Annotated in this window: 15 protein-coding genes and 1 pseudogene; 11 read left to right on the forward strand and 5 right to left on the reverse strand. The window is 65.9% G+C overall.

Annotated elements, in window-relative coordinates:
* The 6 genes and pseudogenes from KW835_RS04240 to KW835_RS04265 form a co-directional block, all read left to right on the forward strand.
* Positions 1 to 132, forward strand: a pseudogene (locus tag KW835_RS04240) (IS481 family transposase); the annotation flags it as partial.
* Between the two features lie 462 nt (positions 133 to 594).
* On the forward strand, positions 595 to 828 hold the full coding sequence (locus KW835_RS04245; RefSeq protein ID WP_218381065.1) for a hypothetical protein: 234 nt from the start codon (positions 595 to 597) through the stop codon (positions 826 to 828).
* A 153-nt stretch (positions 829 to 981) separates the two neighbouring features.
* Entirely contained in the window at positions 982 to 4,281 is a 3,300-nt protein-coding gene (locus KW835_RS04250; RefSeq protein WP_218381066.1) for an Ig-like domain-containing protein, read from the forward strand.
* Between the two features lie 181 nt (positions 4,282 to 4,462).
* Positions 4,463 to 5,698, forward strand: coding sequence for a TolC family protein (locus tag KW835_RS04255; RefSeq protein WP_218381067.1), 1,236 nt, complete (start codon positions 4,463 to 4,465; stop codon positions 5,696 to 5,698).
* Positions 5,699 to 6,169: 471 nt separating this feature from the next.
* Positions 6,170 to 7,948, forward strand: a complete 1,779-nt coding sequence (locus KW835_RS04260; RefSeq protein WP_370633577.1) for an ATP-binding cassette domain-containing protein — start codon at positions 6,170 to 6,172, stop codon at positions 7,946 to 7,948.
* Between the two features lie 14 nt (positions 7,949 to 7,962).
* Positions 7,963 to 9,177 carry an HlyD family type I secretion periplasmic adaptor subunit gene (locus tag KW835_RS04265; protein ID WP_218381069.1) on the forward strand — a complete coding sequence of 405 codons (1,215 nt, stop codon included), beginning with the start codon at positions 7,963 to 7,965 and terminating at the stop codon, positions 9,175 to 9,177.
* A 147-nt stretch (positions 9,178 to 9,324) separates the two neighbouring features.
* On the opposite strand, the gene KW835_RS04270 is transcribed toward KW835_RS04265, so the two are convergent.
* The 3 genes from KW835_RS04270 to acnD all read right to left on the reverse strand — a co-directional run bounded on the left by KW835_RS04270 (position 9,325) and on the right by acnD (position 14,281).
* Positions 9,325 to 10,188, reverse strand: a complete 864-nt coding sequence (locus KW835_RS04270; RefSeq protein ID WP_218381070.1) for an oxaloacetate decarboxylase — start codon at positions 10,186 to 10,188, stop codon at positions 9,325 to 9,327.
* A 9-nt stretch (positions 10,189 to 10,197) separates the two neighbouring features.
* On the reverse strand, positions 10,198 to 11,409 hold the full coding sequence (prpF, locus tag KW835_RS04275; protein ID WP_218381071.1) for a 2-methylaconitate cis-trans isomerase PrpF: 1,212 nt from the start codon (positions 11,407 to 11,409) through the stop codon (positions 10,198 to 10,200).
* Positions 11,410 to 11,593: 184 nt separating this feature from the next.
* A complete protein-coding gene (gene acnD, locus KW835_RS04280; RefSeq protein WP_218381072.1) occupies positions 11,594 to 14,281 on the reverse strand; it encodes a Fe/S-dependent 2-methylisocitrate dehydratase AcnD in 2,688 nt (895 codons plus the stop codon).
* A 65-nt stretch (positions 14,282 to 14,346) separates the two neighbouring features.
* Here acnD and KW835_RS04285 point away from each other — a divergent pair, with 65 nt between their 5' ends.
* Entirely contained in the window at positions 14,347 to 14,787 is a 441-nt protein-coding gene (locus tag KW835_RS04285) for an acetyltransferase (protein ID WP_218381073.1), read from the forward strand.
* 29 nt (positions 14,788 to 14,816) lie between these two features.
* Here KW835_RS04285 and prpC read toward each other — a convergent pair whose 3' ends face one another.
* Together prpC and KW835_RS04295 are read right to left on the reverse strand one after the other, a co-directional pair.
* Positions 14,817 to 15,980, reverse strand: a complete 1,164-nt coding sequence (gene prpC / locus KW835_RS04290) for a 2-methylcitrate synthase (RefSeq protein ID WP_218381074.1) — start codon at positions 15,978 to 15,980, stop codon at positions 14,817 to 14,819.
* Positions 15,977 to 16,372: an acyl-CoA thioesterase gene (locus KW835_RS04295; protein ID WP_218381075.1), complete on the reverse strand. Its 396-nt coding sequence runs from the start codon at positions 16,370 to 16,372 to the stop codon at positions 15,977 to 15,979. Before KW835_RS04295 ends, prpC begins: the two co-directional genes overlap by 4 nt.
* Before the next feature lie 112 nt (positions 16,373 to 16,484).
* On the opposite strand from KW835_RS04295, the gene KW835_RS04300 reads away from it, so the two are divergent.
* The 4 genes from KW835_RS04300 to KW835_RS04315 all read left to right on the forward strand — a co-directional run bounded on the left by KW835_RS04300 (position 16,485) and on the right by KW835_RS04315 (position 26,509).
* The gene (locus tag KW835_RS04300; RefSeq protein WP_218381076.1) at positions 16,485 to 17,972 is read left to right on the forward strand and encodes a short-chain fatty acyl-CoA regulator family protein; all 1,488 of its coding nucleotides are present in this window, start codon (positions 16,485 to 16,487) and stop codon (positions 17,970 to 17,972) included.
* A 246-nt stretch (positions 17,973 to 18,218) separates the two neighbouring features.
* The gene (locus KW835_RS04305; protein ID WP_218381077.1) at positions 18,219 to 21,374 is read left to right on the forward strand and encodes an EAL domain-containing protein; all 3,156 of its coding nucleotides are present in this window, start codon (positions 18,219 to 18,221) and stop codon (positions 21,372 to 21,374) included.
* Positions 21,375 to 21,700: 326 nt separating this feature from the next.
* Positions 21,701 to 25,225, forward strand: coding sequence for a chromosome segregation protein SMC (gene smc / locus KW835_RS04310; protein WP_218381078.1), 3,525 nt, complete (start codon positions 21,701 to 21,703; stop codon positions 25,223 to 25,225).
* A gap of 138 nt (positions 25,226 to 25,363) precedes the next feature.
* Positions 25,364 to 26,509: a cell division protein FtsZ gene (locus tag KW835_RS04315; protein ID WP_218381079.1), complete on the forward strand. Its 1,146-nt coding sequence runs from the start codon at positions 25,364 to 25,366 to the stop codon at positions 26,507 to 26,509.
* Positions 26,510 to 26,518: the final 9 nt, after the last annotated feature.

Below are 26,518 nucleotides of genomic sequence, written 5' to 3' on the forward strand. Positions count from 1 at the left end.
TTGTACAACCACCAGTTGCCACAGTCAGCGCTCAAGAGTAGTACGCCAATGCAGGCCATGAAAGAGTGGTACCAAGAGCACCCGGATCTGTTTCACAAGCGGCCATATGATCGTCCGGGATGTGACAGTTAGTCGAATATTTTGCATTGAGCAGATTGCCTGTTTAAAAGGTTGCAAACGGCAGATCATTTGGCAAGTGATTTGGTTTCGAAATGTTCATATCCAGGTAGCCAACATAATTCAATTTCTTGTTCAATGACCCTGGGGTGCTGCCCGCCGTGTGGTAAATGCTCACTCAAGTTATGGGTGAACATTCTGGTGAACTTGGTTTCACGTTGCTGCGCTATTTATCGAAATATTACAACAAAAATTTCACACCACTGGTGCGCTTTTGCAAATAACAGCTATTCGACCCATGGTGACATGCGGCAGCTGTTGATGCGTCGGCGTTCAAGTGCTTCCCAAACGTCGAAAAATTATCTGCAGCAAGCGTGGTGGGATTAAGTCGGGAAAAGGTGGGCGAGTCGCTTTGCCTCTCTCGGATAAGTGCTGCTAAGGGACTCACGGCATTGAATGACCCCCAGGTGCGCAAGCATGTCAGGCACCATGATGGCAACGGCTGCGGGGTGCGGTATTCGTGTTCGGCATTTATATGTCTGGCCATCAGTCATGCCGGCGCTATTTAAAAATGCCAGAGTTTTCGATAGTGATCAATCATCAATTGGCTTGACAAAGAATGAAGATGAATCTCTAACATCCACCATGGCGCAGAAAACTTTGTTGATCGGCGTTGGGCATCAGACGCCTCAGCAACGCATCTTTGCATGAGCTTGCGCACCCCCGCACTTACTACATGTCTCGTTGACTTGCGGGTGGGTTGCTGTTTGTCAAATTAATGTCTGCAATCAATTCATCTGAACGACCGGCTTGGTCCGTAGTAAGTGAATCAGAGCTTTTAGTATAGAAAATACGAGGAATTAAATGACTGCTGAAATCCATGCATCCGTGGTGACCATCGATAAGTCGGCGACATCCAAAGCAGGTGTTGTCGACAGGTCGGCCGGGATCAAGACGGTAGTGACGCCTGGTCAAGGCAATCCGGCGAGGATCAGTGCCAAAGGCGGCGCCACCATCGAACTGTTGCAGGCTGATTCCAAGTGGGCTCCAGAAATCGTCAAGGTCCGCCGGGTGGGTTCGGATCTCCAGGTGGATTTTCTAGAAGATAGCTCCGGCAGTTCCGATCTCGTGATCGAGGGCTTCTATGAGCAGGAAGGCGCCAAGCTGGTGGGCTACGGAAAAGATGGCGAAGTCTATGACTACGTCGCTCAGTCGGACAGCTTCGACCAGTCCTTGCCGTTCCTGATGGATGGCGGTGAACCGGTGATACAGGTGCTGGCTGAGCCTGCGACTGCTTTTGGCGTAGTTGGGGGATTCGCTGCACTGCCAATGTGGTTGGCGGGTGGGGCTGTGCTTTCCACCGCCGCCATCGCCGCGCAGGATCCGGGCTCGCCCGCACCCGTACCAGCCCCGGCGCCCGCACCCCACAAGCCCATCGCCCCAACGAGCTACAACGACAACGCCGCACCCGTCATCAATGCCCGCAGCGCTGCGGCCGCCACCAACGACACCACGCCAGGGCTGAACATCGGCACTGGCCTGCTCAATCCCAAGCTCTACGTCAACGGCAAGGAAGTGGCTGCGACCTACGATCCGAAGACGGGTACGCTCACCCCGGACACGCCACTGGCTGAAGGCGCCTACAGCCTGACGTACACCCATGCCAACAGTGACGGCGTCTATAGCGAGCAAAGCGCCCCGCTGATGCTGACAGTGGATGTCACGGCACCGGCCAAGCCAGCTCCAGCCACAGGCTATAACGACAACGTCGGGGCGGTGCAAAACGCGAGCAGCACTGCCGCAACGACCGACGACAACACTCCTGGGCTGAACATCGGCTCAGGTCACACCCAACCCAAACTTTACGTTGATGGCGTGCTCGTGGCTGCTACCTATGACGCGGCCATGGGTACCCTGACCCCTGGCATCGCCTTGTCGGATGGGGCACACCAGCTCACCTACACGGTCAGCGATGCTGCGGGCAACGAAAGCGCACAAAGCGATCCCACCTCGATCACTGTGATCACCACCGGTGTGTCAAAGCCTTCCGCACCCAGCAGCTACGACGACAACGCCGCCCCCGTTCTCAACACGCAGAGCACAGCGTTTGCGACCAACGACGCCACGCCAGGGCTGAATGTGGGACGGGATTTGATCGACCCTCGTTTGTATGTGGACGGACTGGAAGTGCCAGCCATCTACAACCCCCTGACAGGCACGCTGACCCCCACGGCACCTCTTCCCGAAGGCAACCACCGTCTGACTTTCACTCAGTCCAATGATTCGGGCGGCGTGAGCGAACAAAGTGACGCCCTGGTACTGTTGGTCGACACTGTCCCCCCGGCTACCCCTTTGGCAGCGCCTGCTGGATACAAGGACGACGTAGGCCTGGTTCAGAGCGCAAACAGCACGGCGCCCACGACCGACGACAATAAGCCAGGCGTCTTGGTGGGAGTCAACCTATCGGACACACCCAAGCTGTATGTGGATGGTGTTCAGGTGGCGGCCTCGTACGACCCGATCACTGGCACGCTGACCCCCCTAAGCGCCCTGGCCGATGGCGCTCGCAGCCTCAGCTACACGCTGACCGACGCGGCCGGAAATGAGAGCGGCAACAGCCCGGCGCTGAGCCTCACGATCATGGGCGGTGGGCCACAGCCCGGCAGCGAAGGTACTCTGTCCCTAATGGACGATGTCGGTGCCATACAGGGGTTGATTGCCTTGGGCGGCGTCACTGATGACACCAGGCCCACTTTCAGTGGCATCGGCGCGGGTCCCGACGTGGTCAAGGTCAACGTGTATGACGCCAATACCTTGCTGGGCACGGCCAACCTCAACAGCAATGGTGAGTGGAGCTACGAACTGACGACCCCACTCGCAATTGGCGACCACAGTCTGACTGCGCGGCCGGTAAATGCTGCCGGCGTCGAGGGTCAGGCTGGCAAGGCCTGGACATTCAAGGTCCAGGGCGACGCACCGACCATGCCGGTGATCGCCGGCGTGAGCGACAACCTTGGCGGCGTCACCGGCAACATTGCCAAAGGCGCACCGACCGATGACCCGACTCCTACCGTGAACGGCACGGGAACAGCGGGCAGCACGATCAAACTGTATGCCGATGGCGTCGAGGTGGGCTCTACCACCGTGGCGGCCGATGGCAGCTGGACAGTGACCAGCACAGCGCTGACAGGCGACGGCACCAAGCTGTTGACGGCCAAGGCCTTCGACTCCGCGGGACAGGCGAGCCCGGAGACAAGTGCATACGCAATCCTGCTGGACACCACGGCCCCGGCCAAGCCAAGTCCAATCGTCGCTACAGACGACCAAGGGACTGTCCTGGGAACGGTTGCAAATGGTGGCACCACCGATGACACAACCCCCATTTTGAGCGGTGCAGGTGCTCCTGGCGACCTCATCAGCGTGTATGACGGCAGCAGCTTGCTCGGCCGCGTGATGGTGCAAGCCAACGGCACTTGGAGCTTTGCGCTGGCTCAGCCTTTGAGTGCCGGCGCGCATGCCATAACCGCGACCGCGACGGATCCTGCGGGGAACACCAGCGCACCGAGCGATCCGCTCAATTTGGTGGTGGATTTTTCTGCCCCGCAGCCGGGCAGCGAAGGCACCTTGACCCTTCTGGACGACGTAGGCGCCATCAAGGGCGAAGTAGCTCGCGGCAGCGTGACCGACGATGCACGCCCCACCTTCAAGGGCTCGGGCGCCAGCGCCGACGTTGCCAAGGTCAACGTCTATGACGGCGCAGTGCTGCTGGGCAGCGCCACGGTGACCAACGGCAGCTGGAGCTTTGAGCCCACCACGCCGCTGGCCAGCGGCGACCACAACCTGACGGCACGCCCCGTGGATGCGGCCGGCAACGAAGGCCCGGCCAGCAATGGCTGGAACTTCAAGCTGTTGGGCGATGCCCCTGCAGCGCCAGCCATCACCGGCGTGAGCGACAACGCAGGCAGCGTGACGGGCAGCATCGCCAAGGGCGCGACCACCGACGACACCACCGCCGACAGCAACGACGTCGTGCGCCTGGACGACGCGAACTGGACCAACACCGGTGCGACGGCCACTGTGGACAACCACACCTACGCGGTGTGGAGCAACGCGGGGGCGCATCTGCTGGTGGACAACAACGCCACGTTGCATCAGGTCATCTGATGCCTTTCTGACCGAAGCCACGGGCCTGCAAGGCCGTGGCCGGCCAGCCAGGGATGGTGGAGTTGTGGACAGATTGCCTGCAGCGCATGCTGTGGGCGCCAGCGAGGGTTGAGTGAAAAAGGCTAAAGCAGCATCGGGGACGACCACGGTATTCGCATTGCGCGGCGTGAGAGGTTTGGGCGTGGCCTTGTGCCTGCAGGTGGGTGGGGCCGCGTTGGCGCAGCCAGCCGTTTCGCCGGTACTGCTGGGCTTGATCCGGCAGACGGTGGAATCGCATCCGTCGGTGCGCATGGAGTCCGCGTTCGTGCGTGCGGCCAAGGAGGAAGTGTCCGCTGCGGACTGGCAGCGCTTTCCTACATTGGCCGCGCAGACCTCTTCCAATACATCTCGGCCTTCCACCCAGCTGAGCCTGGAGCAGCCGTTGTGGACAGGCGGTCGTCTGGACGCGCAGCGGGACATGGCGCGTGCGCAGGAGGCTCTGCAGCAGGCACAGAAGTCGGAGGTCCAGTACCAGCTCGCATTGCGGGTGGTGGACTCCTGGGTAGCGATGGTGCAGGCGGACGAGCGCATTCTGGAGACCACCCGCACCATCAACCAGCTTGATCGCTACAAGGCGCTCATGCGCCGTCGTGTGGAGGCGCAAGTGTCGCCGCAGATTGAATTCACATTGCTCGAATGGCGCACGTTCCAGGCGCGGGTGGACATGCAGCAGACACGCACGGCGCGCTCTCTGGCCCGCAATCGCCTGCGCCAATTGGTGGGAAGCGAGCCTGTGAGCGAAACCGCATGGGACGCGGAGCAGCCGCTGGACGCATTGGCAAGTTCCGCTTCGGACACCCGGCATGCGCTGGGCCAGGGGATAGACGACGCCATTGAACGCCATCCCTCAGTGCGCAAGGCCCGTGAGAGGGCGAGGGTCGTGCAGTACCAGGCCGACGTGCAACGGGCAGCCCTGGGTCCGGAGGTGTACCTGAAGGCGCAGTACCGCGCTGGTGGTGCCGTCGTGCCAGGCGAGCGCAGCGTATTTGTTGGTGTGCGCTTTCAGCCGGGCGCGGGCCTTTCGTCACTGGCGCTCAGCCGGGCAGCGTCCGAGCGCGCGCAGGGCCAGGCGTTCGCTGCAGAAACGGCCCAGCGCGAGCTCAACGAGCTCATGCGGACCGATCTGGAGAACATGAACAGCGCACAGATGCGCGTCGACGCCCTGACCACGGCGGTGGAGTCGTCCGTGCAGGTGCTCGGCTCCAACGAAAGGCTTTTCGTCGCGGGCAAGCGCAGCTGGCAAGAAGTTCTCAACACCGTGCGCGAGGGCAGCGACAACCGGCTTTCCCTTGTAGACGCGCGTGCAGCGGTGCTCGCGGGGGCCTACCGGCTCCAAGTGGTTCGGGGTGAGCTCGATTGGCAGCAGAGCACGCCCTGACCGTGTCGTTTTCCCACATGCCCAGCAGCGCCGCAAGCAGTGCTGCTGCCCTTTTATTCTTGGACTGCCGGCAGCGAGCGCGTTGAGCGACATGCATGCCGGCGGCATGGGGCCTTTGCGATGAACCACCACAGCGACCATATCGAGCGATCCCTGGTTTCGGCCCTGGAACGACTAGCCCAGTTGCAGGGCGTAAGCATCAACGCCATGCGCCTGCGATCTGCCGTACAGCGGCATCCGCGTGTGCGATCCCTGCAGGGGGTCACGGCGGTATGCAGCAGCATGGATGTCAACCCGCCGGTGGCTCTGGACCACCCCGACCGCGTGATGCTGCCGCTCCTTTGCAGAACCCGAAGCGATGGATGGGGGGTTGTGGTCGACCGGGACCCGCAGCAGCGGTGGGTGGTGGAGTTTGCCGATGGCACCCGGCCTGTGGAGGAGGCGTCGCTGAGCGAAATCGCGCTGCTTGCCATGCGCCAGCGCAACGCCGGGGCGCAGACTGGCTCGTTCGCGGGCGTGCTCAGGGCCGCATTGCGTGGCTACCGGGGCGTGCTGACGGAAGCGGCCCTGGCGTCGGTGTTCATGGGATTGCTGGCGTTGGCGATCTCACTGTTTTCCATGCAGGTGTACGACAGGGTGATTCCCACCCGCAGCGAGTACACCCTGGTCATTCTGGGCGCGGGCGTATTGCTGGCTATCGTGTTGGAGACAGCGATGAAGTTCGCGCGTTCCAGGGTCATGGACTCGATCACTGCGGGCCTGGACAGCCGGTTGTCCCGGGATATCTTCCAGCGCCTGCTCAGCGTGCGGATTGACCAGTTGCCCAGTTCGGTCGGCAGCCTGGCCGGGCAGATCCGAGGGTACGAGCAAGTGCGCGGTTTCTACACGGGCAGCACACTGTTCGCACTGGTGGACTTCCCGATGGCGCTGCTGTTCCTGGCCGTGTTGATGGTGATCGGACACCCGCTCATTGCGTTGGTGCCTCTGGTGTGCGGCTTGTTGGCATTGGCGGTTGGCATGGCCAGGCACCGGCGCGTGACCGCGCTGGCAAACCAGGGCTTGGCTGCGGCGAGCCGCAAGACCGGTCTTCTGGTCGAAGCCGTGGAGGGGGCCGAGACCATCAAGGCCGGCGTTGGCGGCTGGAAGTTTCTCTCCCGCTGGATCGAGGTGAACCGCGATACCGTCCGGCAGGACGCTGACATGCGCCATGTGAGCGAAGGCGCAGGCTACCTGGCGGCCATGCTTCAGCAGCTCAGCTACGTGGGCATTGTGATGCTTGGCTCCTGGGTCATCATCAATGGCGGCATGACCATGGGGGCCCTGATTGCCTGCTCCATCATCGGCGGTCGCATCATGGCGCCGCTGGTGGCCTTGCCAAGCCTGATCGTCCAGCATGCCCACGCGAGAGCCGCGACCCGCTCGCTGGAAGCGCTGTATGCGCTGCAGACCGACAACCACGGCGTGCCGCGTCCCCTGTTGCCCCAGTCCCTGCGAGGCCACTACGTCCTTCAGGATGTCGCATTCGCGTACGGCCAGGGCCCTGCGGCCGTGTCGCTGCAGAACCTCGTCATCCACGCTGGGGAGAAGGTGGCGGTGATCGGGCCTATCGGATCGGGCAAGTCTTCGCTGCTCAAGCTCCTGGCCGGTCTGTACCGGCCCACGGCGGGCAGGGTGCTGATCGACAGCCTGGATCTGGCACAGGTAAATCCGCAGGTGGTCAGCCAGCACATCGGTTATCTGCAGCAGGAGCACCGCCTTTTCCAGGGAACCCTGCGCGAGAACCTGCTCATCGGCTTGCCCGACCCGGGCGACGACGTCATGCAGGAAGCCTTGAAGCGCTCGGGCCTGGTCCATCTGGTTGCGGGTCATCCACGCGGCCTGGATCTGCCGATCCACGAAGGTGGAAAAGGGCTGTCCGGCGGCCAGCGGCAACTGGTCGCCTTCACCCGGCTGCTGCTCACGCGCCCCCGGGTGCTGTTGCTCGACGAGCCCACCGCCAACATGGATTCGGCGCAGGAAAAACGCTGCCTCACTGTGCTGGCCGAAGAGGTCGGCGCGGACAAGACCTTGATCGTGGTCACCCACAAACCCAGCGTGCTGCCTCTGGTGGACCGGGTCATCGTGGTGTCTGGCAACAAGATGGTGATGGATGGACCGCGTGACGCCGTGCTGGCGCGGCTCAAGAAGATTCCGGAAGCGCCGTCACAGCCCGATGTGGATGCGCAGGACGTGGATGCCATGCGCGCATGAAAAAAGATCCGATGATGAACACTGTGCCCCCCTCCCGTGGCGAGGCCGCACCCTACCTGGACGCCGCGGACATCGGTGTCGATGATTTGACCATACCGCCGCGCCGCGCTCGCCACACCCTGAGGGTGGCGATGATCGGCATCATTGCCCTGGTGACCTGGGCGGCGTTTTCCAAGATAGATCAGGTGACGCGCGCGCAGGCACAGGTGATCGCCAGTGCGCGCACGCAGGTCATACAGTCCGTGGACCTGGGGGTTGTGACGCGCCTGCATGTGCGCGAGGGGGATGAGGTGACGGCGGGCCAATTGCTGGTGACTCTGGAAAAGGCGCGCGCAGAGGCGGCTGTGGACGATTCTCAGTCCAAGCTGGCCGCTCTGCGCGCAGCGCTGGTGCGCCTGCGCGCCGAGGTGTACGGTGAGCCGCTGGTCTTCGAGGCTGAACTCATGGCCTACCCGGAGTATGTGCGCAACCAGCGGGCCCTCTACGAGAGGCGCAAGCAGGCAATCGACGAAGACGTGGCGTCGCTGCGCGCTGCCATGGACCTGGCAAAACAGGAGCTGGACATGAACCAGAAGCTCGTGGCCACGGGCGACGTGAGCCTGGCGGACGTGTTGAGGCTCAAGCGCATGGTTGCCGAGATCCAGGCGCAGATCGCCAACAAGCGCAACAAGTTCTTCCAGGATGCGCAGGCGGAGATGACCAAGGCGCAGGAAGACCTGAACACGCAGGTCGAGCAAGTGCGCGATCGCAAGCAGGTGCTGGAACATACCGAGCTGACGGCGCCGCTGGCAGGCCAGGTCAAGAACATCCAGCTGACCACTGTCGGCGCCGTGGCAAAGCCCGGAGACGTCGTCATGGAGATCGTGCCCACGGGCGAAGACCTGATCGTGGAGGCGAAGATCAGCACGTCCGACATCGCCTTCGTGGAGGTCGGGCAGACAGCCAGCGTCAAGCTCGACGCGTACGACTACTCGATTTTCGGCACCATGAAAGGCGAGGTTTTCTATGTCAGTCCCGACACCCTCGAAGAAAACCGCCAGGGCAAAATCGAGCCGTACTACCGCGTGCAGATCCGCATCCGTGGCAAGGAATTCAGCAAGGGAGGCGATGTCAAGATCAGGCCGGGCATGACCGCCTCCGTCGACATCAAGGCAATGGAGCGGACCGTGCTGAGCTACCTGACCAAGCCGATTACCAAGACGCTGTCGCAGTCGATGGGCGAGCGGTGAGCCGCGTTGCCCAGCTGCTGCCCGGCTGTTGGGTCGATCCCGGCCATGGCGGGCAGCCCTGGCGCATGGCAGGTGCGGGCTGTTTTGTAATTTTGCTATGAATAGAGTAGCTATCGGCGCAATGGGCGCAAGCGCTGAAGGCGATTTTCATTCATACTTTCTTTCCAGCGCGTCCCATTGCGGCTTGCAAACCAGGCGCTGGCGTTCGGCAAAAGGCGCCACGAGGGCTGGGTCTTCGAGCACGCGGCGCTCGTCGCGCAGTACCGTCAGCACCTTCTGCATGCCTGCCACGGCGCCCTGCAGCGCGGCGTTGGCATACAGCACCAGACCATAGCCCAGGGTGGCCAGCTCGTCGGCGCTGAAGATGGGGGTCTTGCCGCCGATCACCATGTTCATGAGCTGCGGCCTGGCCGCCAGGCGGCGGGGCAGGGTGCGGATCTCCTCGGCGGTCGTCACGGCCTCCACAAACAGAATGTCGGCCCCCGCTTCCTGAAAGCGTTGCGCGCGTTCCACGGCGACCTCAAAGCCTTGCGTGGCGCACGCATCGGTGCGGGCCAGGATGAGAGTGTCCGCGTCCCGGCGTGCGTCCACGGCGGCCTTGATCTTGCCCAGCATCTCCGCGGTGGGAATCACGTCCTTGCCGTGGAAATGCCCGCATCGCTTGGGCGATACCTGGTCCTCTAGCTGGATGCAGTCGGCACCCGCGCGCTCGAGCGTGCGCACGGCATGGTAGGTGTTGAGAGCGTTGCCGAAGCCCGTATCGGCATCGACGATGAGCGGCAGCTCCACGGCATCGCGGATCCGGGCCGTGTGATCGGCAATGTCGGTGAGGCCCATGAACGCCTGGTCAGGCAGGCCGAACCACATATTGGTGACGCCGGCGCCGGTGACATAGAGCGCCTCGAACCCCAGATCTGCCACCACGCGGGCGGAGAGGGCGTTGAATGCGCCGGGCACGATGACACCCCGGCGGGCTTCGGCCAGGGCCTTGAGTTGTTGTTTGGTATTCATGCGGGTGGTTCAAAAACAGTCGGCGGGGATGCGAACACAGCCTTCCATGAGGATGCGTGCGCTGCGGCTCATGAGCGCCTTGGTCACCGTCCATTGGCCGCGGACGTGCGCGGCTTCGGCGCCCACGCGCAAGGTGCCCGAGGGGTGGCCAAAACACACGGATCCCGGCACGGCGTTGCGTGCACCGCCGCCTGCGGCCAGGTGGACCAGCGTGCCGGGGATGGCGGCGGCCGTGCCGATGGCCACGGCCGCCGTGCCCATCATCGCGTGGTGCAGCTTGCCCATGGAGAGCGCGCGCACCAGCAGGTCTACGTCGGTGGCGTCGATGTGCTTGCCGCTCGCGGCGGTATAGCTGGCGGGCGGTGCCACGAACGCGATCTTGGGCGTGTGCTGCAGGGTGGCAGCATCCGCCAGCTCTCGGATCAAGCCCATCCGCAGGGCGCCGTGCGCGCGGATGGCTTCAAAGCGCGCCAGCGCTGCCGCGTCGCCGTTGATTGCGTCCTGCAGCTCGGTGCCGTTGTAGCCCAGCTCCTGGGCGCTCAGGAAAATGGTCGGAATGCCTGCATTGATCAGCGTGGCGGCGAAGGTGCCGACGCCGGGCACCTCCAGCGTATCCACCACGCTGCCGGTGGGGAACATCGCACCCGCGCCTCCTGCGCCTTGTGCATCGTCGGCGGGGTCCATGAATTCCAGCGGCACCTCGGCGGCCGCGAAGGTCACGCCGTCGAGCTCGAAATCTCCGATTTCCTGCACCTGCCCATTCGTGATCGGCACATGCGCCACGATGGTCTTGCGGATGTTGGCTTGCCAGATGCGCACGGCGAGGCTGCCGTCGCGCGGGATGCGCGCCGCATCGATCAGCCCCATGTGGATGGCGCAGGGCCCCACGGCCGCCGAGAGATTGCCGCAGTTGCCGCTCCAGTCCACGAAGGGCTGGGAGATGGATACCTGGCCGAAGAGGTAGTCCACGTCGTGCCCGGGCCGTGTACTGCGCGACAGGATCACAGCCTTGCTGGTGCTGGACGATGCGTTGCCCAGGCCGTCGATCTGCTTGCCGTAGGGGTCCGGGCTGCCCACCACGCGCAGCAGGATGGCATCGCGGACGGCACCGGGTTGCTGGGCGGGTGCGGGCAGGTCATCCAGCCGAAAGAAGATGCCTTTGCTGGTGCCGCCGCGCATGTAGGTGGCAGGGATTTTGATTTGGGGTGGATGGGGTGTCATGGCATGGCTTTTTTCATTCTGGGTGGGCGGGGTTAGGGGGATGGATTGACGCTTGGTGGTCGTGGTGACGCCCCTCTCCCCCGGCCCTTCTCCCGCGAGGGGAGATGGGAGAATCGTGGGCAGTGACAGTGCGGGTCTGTGGATGCTAGATGGCTTCCTGTTGATGTGATGGCTGCTCCGACAACTACCACCGAGAGTTGCCAGGGGCAGCCCCTCTCCCCTCGCGGGAGAGGGGTTGGGGAGAGGGGGCCGTCGCACCGCCCCCACCCTGCGCCAGAAAATCCTGCGCGAACCTCTGGAGCACGCCACCGGCTTCATAGACCGAAACCTCCTCGGCAGTGTCCACACGGCAGATGACTGTCACAGCCATCACCTCGCCATTTCTGCGGCAGACGCGCAGCCCAAGGTTTGCACGCGGCGCCACTTCGCCGTCCACGGCATAGGTCTCAGTCCCATCCAGCCCCAGCGTGTGCCGGTTCGTTCCGGGCTCGAACTCCAGCGGCAACACCCCCATCCCGATCAGGTTGGTGCGATGTATGCGCTCGAAGCCTTCGGCCACCACCACCTCCACCCCCGCCAGGCGCACGCCCTTGGCGGCCCAGTCGCGCGAGGAGCCCTGACCGTAGTCGGCTCCGGCGATGATGATCAAGGGCTGGCGGCGGTCCAGGTAGGTCTCCATGGCTTCCCACATGCGCATGACCTGGCCCTCCGGCTCCACGCGGGCCAGCGAGCCGGGTTTCACGCTGCCGTCCGGGTTGCGCACCATCTCGTTCCGGAGCGTGGGGTTGGCGAAGGTGGCGCGCATGGCGGTCAGGTGGTCGCCCCGGTGCGTGGCGTAGGAGTTGAAGTCCTCCTCCTGAACGCCCATCCGGTGCAGATACTCGCCGGCCGCGCTGTTCATCTGGATGGCGTTGGATGGCGAGAGGTGGTCGGTGGTGATGTTGTCCGGCAGGATGGCCAGTGGGCGCATGCCCTCAAGGGTGCGCGGGCTGGCGGCCAGCGCGCCGACGCCTTCGGTGTCCCAGTAGGGCGGGCGGCGGATGTAGGTGGACTGGGGCCGCCAGCCGTACTGAGGGCTTGCCGCATCGCCGTGGTCGGCGCGGATGGCGAACATGGGCTCGTAGACGGCGCGGTACTGCTCCGGCTTGACAGCGGCCGTCACCACGGCGTCGATCTCTGCATCGCTCGGCCAGATGTCCTTCAAGCGGATCTCCCGGCCGTCCACCACCGCGAGCACATCGTTTTCGATATCGAAGCGCACGGTGCCGGCCAGCGCATAGGCCACCACCAGCGGTGGCGAGGCCAGGAACGCCTGGCTGGCATGGGGGTGGATGCGGCCGTCGAAGTTGCGGTTGCCCGAGAGCACGGCGGCCACGTACAGGCCTCGGTCGATGATCTCCTGCTCTATGGCGGGGTCGAGTGCGCCGGACATGCCATTGCAGGTGGTGCAGGCGAAAGCGACGATGCCGAACCCGAGGGCCTCCAGGTCGGGCAGCAGGCCTGCTTCCTGCAAGTACAGCTCCACGGCCCTGGAGCCGGGGGCCAGTGACGACTTCACCCAGGGCTTGCGGGCCAGGCCCAGCCGGCGTGCGTTGCGCGCCAGCAGCGCTGCCGCGATCACGTTGCGCGGGTTGGATGTGTTGGTGCAGCTCGTGATGGCGGCGATGATCACCGCGCCCTCGGGCAACGTGCCCACCTCTTCGGTGGGCATGGTCCAGGGCCGGGCGATGCCCCTGGCCGCCAGGTCTGCCGTGGCCACGCGGGCGTGCGGGTTGGAGGGGCCGGCGATGTTGCGCACGACGCTGGAAAGGTCGAAGCTCAGGTTGCGCTTGTAGACCACGCCCTTGAGGGTCTCGGACCACAGCCCGGCGGCCTTGGCATAGGTTTCGACCAGGCGCAGCTGGCTGGCGGTGCGGCCCGTCAGCGCGAGGTAGTCCAGGGTCTGGCCGTCGATGCTGAACAGAGCGGCCGTCGCGCCGTACTCTGGCGCCATGTTCGAGATGGTCGCGCGGTCGCCGATGGTAAGCATGGCGGCGCCGTCGCCGTGAAACTCCAGATAGGCGCCCACCACCTTGGCTCGGCGCAGGAATTCGGTCAGCGCGAGTACCACGTCGGTGGCGGTGATGCCGTTCTGGCGCCGGCCCGTGAGCTCGACGCCCACGACCTCGGGCAGCCGCATCCACGATGCGCGTCCCAGCATCACGTTCTCGGCCTCCAGTCCGCCCACGCCGATGGCGATCACGCCCAGGGCGTTCACGTGTGGCGTGTGGCTATCGGTGCCCACGCAAGTGTCGGGGTAGGCGATGCCGTCGTCGGCATGGACCACGGGCGACATCTTCTCCAGGTTGATCTGGTGCATGATGCCGTTGCCCGCCGGGATCACATCCACGTTGGCAAACGCCTTTCTCGTCCACTCGATGAAGTGGAAGCGGTCTTCGTTGCGGCGGTCCTCGATGGCGCGGTTCTTTGCGAACGCGTCCGGGTCGGACCCGCCGCACTCCACGGCCAGAGAATGGTCCACGATCAGCTGCACCGGCACCACGGGGTTCACCTGGGCGGGGTAGCCCCCGGCGGCGGCGATGGCGTCGCGCAGGCCGGCCAGGTCCACCAGGGCAGTCTGGCCCAGGATGTCGTGGCACACGACCCGTGCCGGGAACCAAGGAAAGTCGCGCTCGCGCTTGCGATGGATCAACTGGCGCAGACAGTCGTCCACGATGGCGGGGTCGGCCCGGCGCACGATGTTCTCGGCATGCACGCGCGAGGTGTAGGGCAGGGTGTCCCAGGCGCCGGGTTGCAGGGCATCGACGGCCGAGCGGGCGTCGAAGTAGTCCAGCGGGGTGCCGGGCAAGGGGCGGCGAAAGAGAGTGTTCATGGGATTTGTGAGGGCGGGCGTTCGGTTAATATCCGCGCCCTTTTCTTTCTATGTGGTTGTGTTCAATGCAGATCCGCCCAGCCCTGCCCGACGATACCCCTGCGCTGCTTGATGTCTGGCGCAGCGCTGTGCTGGCCACGCACGGCTTTCTCTGCGCCGATGACTTCGCGCAGATCGAAGCGCAGGTGGCCAACGACTACCTGCCGCATGCGCCGCTGTGGGTGGCGTGCGGCGCGCAGGGCGTGCCGCTGGGGTTCCTCGGGCTCACAGGCAGCCAGGTGGACACGCTGTTCATCCACGACACGGCGCGCGGACAGGGCCTGGGGCGGGCATTGCTCGCCCATGCCCGGCAGTTGGCGGGAACACCTCTCTGCGTGGATGTGAACGAGCAGAACCCCCAGGCCGTGGGCTTCTACGAGCGCATGGGCTTCGTGCAGGTAGGCCGCTCGCCGCGCGACGGGCAGGGGCGGCCGTACCCGCTGCTGCATTTGCGGCAGACGGACTGAGCGGGCCAGGCCGGGCGCAGCAGGTCGTCTCACCGCCGCTCCCCAATGGGCACGAAGATCTGGTCGTCGGGCCCCGTGTAGTGCGCACTGGGCCGAATGATCTTGTTGTCGGCGCGCTGCTCGATGATGTGCGCCGCCCAGCCGCTGGTGCGCGCGATGACGAAAAGCGGCGTGAACATGGCGGTGGGAACCCCCATCATGTGGTAGCTCACGGCGCTGAACCAGTCGAGGTTGGGAAACATCTTCTTGGCCTCCCACATCACCGCTTCGAGCCGCTCGGCAATGTCGAACATCTTGGTGCTGCCCGCTTGCTCTGACAGCGAGCGGGCCACGCCCTTGATGACCACGTTGCGCGGGTCGCTCACGGTGTAGACCGGGTGGCCGAAGCCGATCACGACCTCCCTGGCCTCCACGCGCCGGCGGATGTCGGCCTCGGCCTCGCCCGGGCTGTCATAGCGTTTCTGGATTTCGAACGCCACCTCGTTCGCTCCGCCGTGCTTGGGGCCGCGCAGCGCGCCGATGGCGCCGGTGATGCATGAATACACGTCACTGCCTGTGCCCGCCACCACGCGGGCGGTGAACGTGGACGCGTTGAACTCGTGCTCGGCGTACAGGTTGAGCGAGGTATGCATGGCGCGCTCCCACGCCGCGCCGGGCCGTGTGCCGTGCAGCAGGTGCAGGAAGTGCGCGCCGATGGAGTCGTCATCCGTCTCGACGTCGATGCGCTTGCCCTGGGTGCTCCAGTGATACCAGTACAGCAGCATGGAGCCGAGCGATGCCAACAGACGGTCGGCAATGTCGCGCGCGCCGGGGGTGTTGTGATCGTCCTTCTCGGGCAGCACGCAGCCCAGGGCCGAGACGCCGGTGCGCATCACGTCCATGGGGTGGCTGCTGGCGGGCAATTTCTCCAGCGCCTCCTTCACGCTGGCCGGCAGGCCGCGCAGGGCCTTCAGCCGCGCCTTGTAGGCCTTCAGCTCGGCGCGCGTGGGCAGCTTGCCGTGGACCAGCAGGTGAGCGATCTCCTCGAACTCGCAGACCTCTGCCATGTCAAGGATGTCGTACCCCCGGTAGTGCAGGTCGTTGCCCGTGCGGCCCACCGTGCACAGGGCGGTGTTGCCGGCTGTCACGCCCGACAGCGCGACGGATTTCTTGGGTTTGAAGCCTGGGGTGTCTGCGGTGGTGGTTGTAGTCATGCGGTCTCCTGATGAACGTAGGCGGTGGTGATGGCAGCGGGGCGTCCCTTGGCATCCACGGCCACCATTTCAAAAATCCCCTTCAGCACCTCATCGGGCGGTGATCCCGGCGTGGTGGCCAGGCCTGTCACACACACGGTGAGCGAGCTGCGGCCGATGCGGCTGACACAGGCGCGCAGCGTGAGCACATGGCCCACGGGCACCGGGGCCAGAAAGCACACATCCGTCACGCCCGCCATCACCACATCACGCTGCGCGGCGCCGCGCGCGGCCAGAAACGCCGCTTTGGCCATGAGGTGCAGCGCGTTGCCGCCGAACAGGGTGCCGTAATGGTTGGCATGCTCGGGAAAGATGATTTCTGTGAGCTCGAGGGTGCCGTTGGGGGTTGTCATGGTTCGCAATCTACGCACAATAGCTGCCCTGCAGAAGGGCTGAATTGGCAAATGTTTGCGAATGAAGCGGCTGCAATTTGCGAAGTTTGCAAATTCACGGCGAGGCCGATCGATGAAAAAAACCTTCATGGGCGTGCGTCTGCGCCGCCTGCGCGAAGAGCGTGGCATGACCCAGGTGGCGCTGGCGCGCGCGCTGGACCTGTCAGCCAGCTACCTCAACCAGTTGGAGCAGAACCAGCGGCCGCTGACGGTGCCGGTGCTGCTCAAGATCAATGCGGTGTTCGGCGTGGACGTGCAGCGCTTCTCCGACGATGACGAGGCGCGTCTGATCACCGGGCTGCGCGAGGCGCTGGCCGACCTGCCTGCCGGCGTGGGTGCCGATGTGGGCGGGGAGGGCGATGCCGTGTCGCTGGCCGAGATCCGCGAGCTGGCGGCTGGCATGCCCGCCGTGGCCCGCACGCTGCTGGCGCTGCACCAGCGCCACCGCCAGGCGCTGGAGCGGCTGGAGGCGCTGAGCACCCAGAACACCCAGTGGGGACTGGGCGACGAGCGCGGCGCGGCGCCCCGGCTGCCGGGCGCCCACGCCCCCATGGCCTACGAGGAAGTGCGCGACTTCTTCTTCGCCCGCCAGAACCACATCGCCGATCTGGACGACGCAGCCGAGCTGTTTGCGGCGCAGTGGTCCCTGAAGCCGGGCCAGGCCGACGAGGCGCTGGCGCAGCGGCTGGCCCAGGCCCACGGTGTGCGGGTGGTGAGCGTGGTGGACCTGCCGGGCCAGGCGCAGCGCGTGTTCGATGCGGATTCGGGCGTGCTGCAGCTGGCGGCAGGGCTGGAGCCCGGCCAGCGAGCGTTCCAGATGGCCACGCAACTGGCCTTCCTGGAGGTGAGCCCCCTGCTGGGGCGGCTGGCCGACGGAGCAGGGCTGTCCAGCGGGCAGGCCCGGGCCCTGGCGCGCATCGGCCTGGCCAACTACTTCGCGGGGGCGCTGGTGCTGCCGTATGCCGCCTTCTTGCGCGCGGCCGAGGCGGTGCGCTATGACATCGACCGCCTGGGCCACCAGTTCGGCGTGGGCTTCGAGACGGTGTGCCACCGGCTGTCCACCCTGCAGCGGCCCAGCGCGCGCGGTGTGCCGTTCTTCTTTATCCGGGTGGACCGGGCGGGCAACATCAGCAAGCGCCAGTCGGCCACGCATTTCCACTTCTCCAAGATCGGCGGGACCTGCCCGCTGTGGAACGTGTACGAGGCCTTCGCGCAGCCGGGCCGCATCGTGCCGCAGCTGGCACGCATGCCGGACGGGCGGGCCTACCTGTGGGTGGCGCGCACCGTGTCGCGGGGCGGGGGCGGCTGGGGGTCTCCGGGCAAGGAATTCTCGGTGGCGCTGGGCTGTGACGTGCGCCATGCGCCGCAGCTCGTGTATTCGCAAGGACTGGATCTGGCCAACCCCGACGGGGCGGTGCCGATAGGCATGGGCTGCAAGGTGTGCGAGCGGCCTGCGTGCCCGCAGCGCGCCTTCCCACCCATCGGCCGGGCGCTGGATGTGAACGAGAACCGCAGCCGCTTCGCGCCGTACCCCGTGGCGGCGGCCCCGGCGGCCGGGTAGCCCGACGCATGCGCCTGGGTCTTTTGCCCGCCATGCTGGTTTGCCGCGCACTGCTCATCTATTGATAGCGGATTGCGCACGGCGGTGTTGCGGTGGCAGTACTTTTATTTCAATAATGAGCGGTAACCAGTTGTTATGGCGCGCGGAGCGCCAATGGCTGGGTGATTGCAGCTATCCTGCGCCAGTAGCTGCCGATCGGGCCCTTGAGACACTTCGCCGCACACTGCCTGCACCGTACTTCACGCCATGTCTTCCTCCACCTCAAAAGGCAGTTACCGGCATTGGCTGTCCGGGGTGGGTGTCGCTGCACTGGGCATCGCGTTGAGCCTGTGGCTGGCCTGGCAACAGGCGCAGGCGGTGGCCCAAGTGGGGCAGGCGCGGTTCATGCAGGAAGCGCGCTCGTTCGCCGATGCACTGGGGCAGCGCATCGACGGGCACACCGAAGTGGTCAACGGACTGCGCGGGCTTTTCACAGCCAACCCCCGGCTCACCCGGGCAGAGTTCGAGCGCGCCGCCAGCGACCTGGATGTCGGCCAGCGTTACCCGGGCGTGCGAAACCTGTCGTTCACCCGGTGGGTACCGGGCTCCGAACGCGCCGCGTACGAAGCGCGGGTGCGGGCCGACACCTCCATTTCTGCCACCGGCTACCCCGACTTCGCCATCCGCCCCCCCGGTGAGCGCGCCGAGTACTTCGTGGCGGAGTACCTGTGGCCGATGGTGGGCAATGAAAGCGTGCTGGGCCTTGACATCAGCGCGCAGCCCACGAACCTCGCGGCCATGCAGTACAGCCGCGACAGCGGGCACACGGTGGCGTCGGCGCCCTTCGATCTGCTGCAGGAAGAGATCCACCGCCAGGGCTTCGTCATCCGGGTGCCTGTCTTCGACTACACGGCCGGCGCCCCCGAGCCACGCTTCCTGGGGGCGGTGGCCTCCACCATCCGGGTATACGACCTGGTGCAGGCCCTGGGCAGCCAGGGTTTGCTCAACGGCATCGCCATCTCGATGGCCGACCACGGCTCGGTGCGCGCGGGCTCCACCGACGCCACGGTGCGGCCTCTGCTGCTGCAGTCGTCTGCGGCACTGCCCGACTCGCAGCCGTTCGTGCGGGATCTGCTGGTGCACGACAGGCGCTGGCGCCTCACCTTCCGTCCCACGCGGTCGTTCCTGTCGGCATCAGAAGCCCGGCTGCCCATTCTGGCCGGGGCGGGCGGGATCCTGGTGTCCTTGCTGCTCGCGTCCACCGTGGGCTTGCTGGTGCGTCAGCGCACTCTGGCCCTGGTGCGGGCGAAGGCGTCTGACGATGCGCGGCGTGAGAGCGAGGAGCGCTTTCGTGCGCTGTTCAATCAGGCCAGCGTGGGGGTGGCCATGCTGGACAGCGCCACCGGGCGCTTTCTGCGCATCAACCAGCGCTACGCGGACATCGTGGGCTACACCGTGGAGGAAATGCTCACCTTGAATTTCCAGGCCATCACCCACCCGGGCGATCTGGCGGAGGACGTGCGGCAGCTCGAGCGGCTCAAGGCGGCCGAGATCCCTGAGTACCGGCTGGAGAAGCGCTACCTGCACAAGGAGGGGCATGTGGTGTGGGCCGATCTCACGGTCTCCCCGATGTGGTCGCCGGGCGCCACTCCCGACCACCACATCGCGGTGGTGCAGGACATCACCTCGCGCAAACGCATGGAAGACACGCTTCGCACCAACGAACAGCGGCTGCGTGGAATCCTGGAGCGCCTTCCGATGGGCCTGTGCCTGGTGCAGCCCGACGGCCGCATCAGCTTTCGCAACCGGCGGTACGTCGAGATCTGCGGCTACACCGAGGCAGAGGTGCCTGACGGTGACACCTGGTGGCAGCGGGCCTTTCCCAACGTCGCCGAGCGTGACGCGGTGCGCGGCACTTGGCGTGCAGCGGTGTCGCGCGCGGCCGCTGCGGACGGAGTCATCCCAGGTGCCGAGTACCTCATCACCTGCCGCGACGGCACAAGGCGTCCGGTGGAGGTTTCTGGCGTGCAGGTGGAGGCCGGGCACCTGGTCACCATGCAGGACCTGAGCCAGCGCAAGGCCGCCGAGGAAGAGATCAACAACCTGGCCTACTACGACCCGCTGACCAGCCTGCCCAACCGCCGCCTGCTCATGGACCGGCTGCAGCAGGCGCTTGCCGCCAGTACGCGCCACCAGCGCAGCGGCGCGCTCATGCTGCTGGATCTGGACAACTTCAAGACACTCAATGAAACCCGGGGCCACGACAGCGGCGACCACCTGCTGCTGCAGGTTGCGCAGCGCCTGCGCGCGTGCGTGCACGAGGACGACACCGTCGCCCGCCAGGGGGGCGACGAATTCGTGGTCGTGCTGGAAGATCTTGGCGACAACCCCGAAGAAGCCGCCGCGCGCAGCGAAGAGGTGGGCCAGCGCATCCTGGCCGCGCTGCGTGCCCCCTACATGCTGCACGGCACAGCGCACCACAGTTCGCTGAGCATGGGGGTCACGGTCTTCAGCGGCATGCGCGAGACCGTGGACGAACTGCTCAAGCGTGCCGATCTCGCGCTCTACCAGGCCAAGAGCGCGGGCCGCGACACGCTGCGCTACTACGACCCCCAGATGCAGGCCGCCGTGAGCGCCCGCGCCGCCCTGGAGCGCGACATGCGCATCGGCCTGGCCCTCGGCCAGTTCGAGCTGTACTACCAGCCGCAGATCGACCGGGGGCGCATCACCGGTGCCGAAGTGCTGCTGCGCTGGCGGCATCCGCGCGACGGCTTCGTTTCGCCCGCGCACTTCATTCCACTGGCCGAGGAGACGGGCCTGATCCTGCCGCTGGGGGAATGGGTGCTGAGAATGGCCTGCAACCGCCTGGCGGCGTGGGCGGAGCACCCTGAGCTGGCCGCCCTGAGCCTGGCCGTGAACGTCAGCCCGCGCCAGTTCCATCAGGGCAACTTCGTGGCCCAGGTGCTGGAGGCGTTGGCCAGCTCGGGTGCTCCGGGGCACCAGCTCAAGCTGGAGATGACCGAAGGCCTGCTGCTGCAGGACGTGGAGGACACCATCGAGAAGATGGGGCTGCTCAAGGGCTATGGGCTGGGCTTCTCGCTGGACGACTTCGGCACCGGCTATTCTTCGCTGGCTTACCTCAAGCGATTGCCGCTGGACCAGCTCAAGATCGACCAGAGCTTTGTGCGCGACGTGCTGACCGACCCCAACGATGCGGCGATTGCCCGCACCGTGGTCGCCCTGGGCACGAGCCTGGGCTTGCGCGTGATCGCCGAAGGGGTGGAGACGGAGGCGCAGCGCGAATTCCTGGAGCGCCACCAATGCCACGCCTGGCAGGGCTATCTGTTCAGCCCGCCAGTGCCGGTGGCCGAGTTCGAAGCGCTGGTGCGCAGCACCAATGCCGCCGACTTCCAGCACGCGTGACCGGACCATCTGCCCGGCCGTGGTGCGCACACCGGCCAGACGCTGCTGCAGGCCGGGGCAGGTGGTCCAGCGCATTGATTCAAAATTGATAGCTGCTACCGCTTATCCAGACAGCGGTGAAGCCGATTTTTGTCAAATAGTTCTCGGCGGGAGGCGCGGACTGCGTTTCGGGGTGCCGCACCGGGCAGGGAGTACCAGGCGGCGCGGTATCATTCCCGCCTAGCCGCAGCCAGCGCGTTCCCTGCCCGGATCGCACGTCCGGCGCCACTTTGCCCATTGCATTGAAGTCCCGCCCCAGTCCCGCTCCATTGCCCGTCTTCTGATCCGTGCGCCTTACCTCCATCAAGCTTTCCGGTTTCAAATCGTTCGCTGAACCCACCAACTTCATGCTGCCAGGCCAACTGGTGGGCGTGGTGGGTCCGAACGGCTGCGGCAAGTCCAACATCATGGACGCAGTGCGCTGGGTGCTGGGTGAAAGCAAGGCCAGCGAGCTGCGCGGCGAGTCCATGCAGGACGTGATCTTCAGCGGCACCACCACCCGCAAGCAAGCCAGCCGCGCCAGCGTGGAACTGGTGTTCGACAACTCCGACCACCGCGCCGGCGGCCAATGGGGCCAGTACGGTGAAGTGGCCGTGCGCCGCGTGCTCACGCGCGACGGTACCAGCAGCTACTACCTGAACAACCAGCCCGTGCGCCGCCGCGATGTGCAGGACGTGTTCCTGGGCACGGGCCTGGGCCCGCGGGCCTACGCCATCATCGGGCAGGGCACCATCAGCCGCATCATCGAGTCGCGTCCCGAAGAACTGCGCTTGTTCCTCGAAGAAGCCGCGGGCGTCTCCAAATACAAGGAGCGCCGCCGCGAAACCGAAAACCGCCTGTCGGACACGCGCGAGAACCTCACCCGGGTCGAAGACATCCTGCGCGAACTGAATGCCAACCTCGAAAAGCTCGAAAAGCAGGCCGAGGTGGCGGCCAAATACAACACGTTGCAGGCCGATGCGACGCTCAAGCAGCACCAGCTGTGGTTCTTGAAGCGCGCCGATGCCGAGGCCGACCAGGCCAAGGTGCGCCTCGATGGCTTGCAGGCCGTGAACGACCTCGAATCGCGCATGGCCGACCTGCGCGCGGTGGAGTCCGACCTCGAAACCATCCGCCAGGCCCACTACGCGGCCGGCGACCAGGTCAACCAGGCGCAGGGCCGGCTGTACGAGGCAACGGCCGAAGTGGGCAAGCTCGAAGCCGAGATCCGCTACGTGGTCGAAGGCCGCCAGCGTGTGGAGCAGCGCCTGGTCACGCTGGCCGAGCAGATCGCGCAGTGGCAGTCGCGCAAGGAAGAGGCCGACATCGAGCTCGAAAACCTGGCCGGTGCCGGTGTGGATGCCGAAGAGCGCGCCGAGATGCTGGCCGCCCAGGTCGAAGAGCAGGCGATGCAGCTGCCCGACCTGGAAGACGCCCTGCGCCAGGCCCAGAGTCGCGCCAGCGAGCAGCGCGGCAGCGTGGTGCAGGTGCAGCAGCAGATCGGCGTGCTGGCCGCAGAACAGCGCAGCATCGACGAACAAAGCCGGCAGCTCGACAGCCGCTTCGAGCGGCTGCGCACCGACCGTAACGCGCTGGCCGCGCCGGACGAGGCGCGCCTTGCCAATCTGCGCGAGCAACTGGAAGAAGCCCAGGAGATTGCAGAAACCACGGAAGCCCGTCTGCACGAGCTGCAAGAGTCCGTGCCCCAGCTCGACGACGACCGCCGCGCGCGCCAGCAGGCCGTCAATGCCGAAAGCGCTCGCCAGGCCGAGCTGTCGGCCCGCATGGAGGCCCTGAAGGCGCTGCAGGAAAAGGTCAAGACCGACGGCAAGCTGCGCCCCTGGCTCGCCAAGCACGGCCTCGAGGGTTTGCAGGGCCTGTGGAGCCGCATCCACATCGAAAAGGGCTGGGAAAACGCGCTGGAGGCCGCGCTGCGCGAGCGCCTTTCCGCGCTCGAAGTGGGGCGGCTGGACATGGTGCGCGGCTTTCTCGGATCGGGCGGCACCGATGCGCCGCCCGCTCGGCTGGCTTTCTACAGCGCTCCGGCGGCTGGCCAGCCCGATGCGCCTTCGCAGCATGCCCGCCTGTCGGATTTGCTGCGGCTGAACGACGCGGGCCTGCGCGCCGTGCTCACCGACTGGCTGCAGGGCTGCTACACAGCCAGCACGCTGGACGAGGCCCTGAACCGCCGCTCCAGCCTGCAGCCCGGCGAAGTTGTCTTCGTGCCCACCGGCCATGCCGTGAGCAGCCACAGCGTGAGCTTCTATGCGCAGGACTCCGAGCAGTCCGGCCTGCTGGCCCGCGCACAGGAGATCGAACACCTGGAGAAAGAGCTGCGCGCACAGGCCTTGATCGCCGAGGAGTCGCGCACGGCACTGGTCCGTGCCGAAGCCGCGTATGCCGACGCCTCCCAGCGCCTGGTGGCTGCGCGCCGCGAGGCCACCGAAACCCAGGGGCGCGCCCATGAGCTGCAGGTGGAGACCCTGCGCCTCACACAGCTGGCAGAGCAGATGCGGGCCCGCAGTCAGCAGATCGACGCCGACCTGGCCGAGGTGGAGGCGCAGCTGGCCGACCTGCAAGAGCGCCGGGTGTCCGCCGAAGCGCGATTTGAAGAGCTGGACATGCAACTGGCCGACAGCCAGGAGCGCGAAGCCCAGCTGGGCGACGGCGTCATCGAGGCCGAGCGCAAGCTGGCCGCCTGCCGCGAACAACAGCGCGCGCTGGAGCGCCAGGCCCAGGAGGCCACGTTCTCTCGGCGCAGCCTGGAGGCGCGCCGCGGCGAACTCAATCGTTCCATCGAGACCGCCACCCAGCAGGCCACCGCGCTGGCCGACGAGCAGCAGCGCGCCCGCGACGAGCTGGCCCGCCTGTCCGACGCCGCCGCGCAAGGCGGACTGCAGCAGGCCCTGGATGTGAAGATGGAGCGCGAGAAGGCGCTCTCCGCCCAGCGCAGCGAATACGACGACCTCACCACCAAGCTGCGTGCCAGCGACGAGCGCCGCATGCAGCTGGAACGGGCCCTGGACCCGCTGCGCGCCCGCATCACCGAATTCCAGCTCAAGGAGCAGGCCGCACGCCTGGGCCTGGAGCAGTACACCACGCTGCTGACCGATGCCCAGGCCGACCTGGAGGCCGTCGCGCAGTCCATCGCGGACGGCAACGTGCGCGTGTCCGGACTGCAGGGCGAGATCGACCGCCTGCACCGCGAGATCGCCGCGCTGGGCGCGGTCAACCTGGCAGCTTTGGACGAACTCAAGCTGGCGAGTGAGCGCAAGGTCTTCCTCGATGCGCAGACGGCCGATCTGACCGAGGCCATGAACACGCTGGAAGACGCGATCCGCAAGATCGACGGCGAAACCCGCCAGCTGCTGTCGGGCACCTTCGAGACCGTGAACGGCCATTTCGGCCGCATGTTCCCCGAGCTTTTCGGCGGCGGACAGGCCAAGCTCATCATCACGGGCGACGAAATCCTCGACTCCGGCGTGCAGGTGATGGCGCAGCCGCCGGGCAAGAAGAACCAGACCATCCACCTGCTGTCGGGCGGGGAAAAAGCGCTCACCGCCATCGCGCTGGTGTTCGCCATATTCCAGCTCAACCCTGCGCCGTTCTGCCTGCTGGACGAGGTGGACGCGCCGCTGGACGATGCCAACACCGAGCGCTACGCCAAGCTGGTGTCCAGCATGTCCAAGGGCACGCAGTTCCTGTTCATCAGCCACAACAAGATCGCGATGGAGATGGCCGAGCAGCTCATCGGCGTGACCATGCAGGAGCAGGGCGTCTCGCGCATCGTGGCGGTGGACATGGAATCGGCCCTTTCCATGGTGGATGCATGATCCCCCCTGAGTCGCTTCGCGCCTTCTCCCCTCATGGGGGACGCCTCCGGTGGACCGGCAAAGCCGGATCCACGGTGGCGCTGGCATGGACAGCGCCAGTTTGCGGCGTGGCTGGATAGCCGAAAAACTCTTTTTCTTATGAGCACATTGCAACTGAGTCTGGCGATCATCGGCGGCCTGCTGCTGGCGGGTATCGTGGCCTACAACACCTGGACGTCGCGCCGCAACGCACCCAAGCGTGCCGTGCCGCAGGAGACCGAACGCGGCGGCGCCGGGCCCGTGGACCGCCTGGCCGAGCCCGCGCTGCGCCAGGAGCCGGGCTTTGAGGGGGGCGCACCGGCGGAGCTGACACCCGGGGAGCTGCAGGCGCTGGACCGGGGCACCGACCCGTCGGCCGAGCATGCGGTGGACCCCACCGAAGCGCTGCAGATGCCGGTGCCGTCGTTCTCGGTGGAGCGCCGCCCTGGGCTCGACCCGCTGATCGACGTGATCGCGCCGCTGCAGCCTGAACATGTCGTCTCGGGCGACGCCGCCCTGGCCGCCTTACCCCCCACGCGGCGCGCCGGCAGCAAGCCGTTCGCCATAGAAGGCCTGAACGAAGCCACCCAGCAGTGGGAAACCCCCGCGCCCGGCCAGCGCTACCAGGCCTTCCAGGCCGGCGTTCAACTGGCCAACCGCATGGGCGCGCTCAACGAGATCGAGTTCTCGGAGTTCGTGGTCAAGGTACAGGCGTTTGCCGATGCCATCAACGCTGCGCCCGACTTCCCCGACATGCTGCAGGAAGTGGCCCGCGCCCGTGAGCTGGACCAGTTCGCCAGCGACCACGATGCGCAACTGGCCTTCATGCTGCGCGCGCGCCAGGCTGCCTGGAGCCCTGGCTACGTGCAGCAGAACGCCGGCCGCCTGGGCTTCGTGGCCGGTGCCATGCCCGGCCGCCTGGTGCTGCCCGCCACCAGTGCTGCAGGCCTGCCGCCGCTGCTCACCCTGGGCTATGACACCGCCGCCGCACTGGCCGACGACCCGGACCAGTCCGCCATCCGCGACATCACCCTGAGCCTGGACGTCGCCCAGGTGCACCGCTCCGAGCAACCCTTCGCCCGCCTGCGCGAGGTGGCCAAGGCGCTGTGCGACGCCATGGACGGCGTGCTGTGCGACCAGAACGGCCACCCGCTGCCCGCGATGGCCATGGACCCGATCACGGCCGACCTGGAGCTGCTGTACGACCAGCTCGACGGGCGCGACCTGTCGGCGGGGTCGGTGCTGGCGCGCAGGCTGTTCAGCTAATTCTTTGGA

The sequence above is a fragment of the Acidovorax sp. sic0104 genome (assembly GCF_019219095.1).
In the GTDB taxonomy this organism is placed as follows: Bacteria; Pseudomonadota; Gammaproteobacteria; order Burkholderiales; family Burkholderiaceae_C; genus Acidovorax.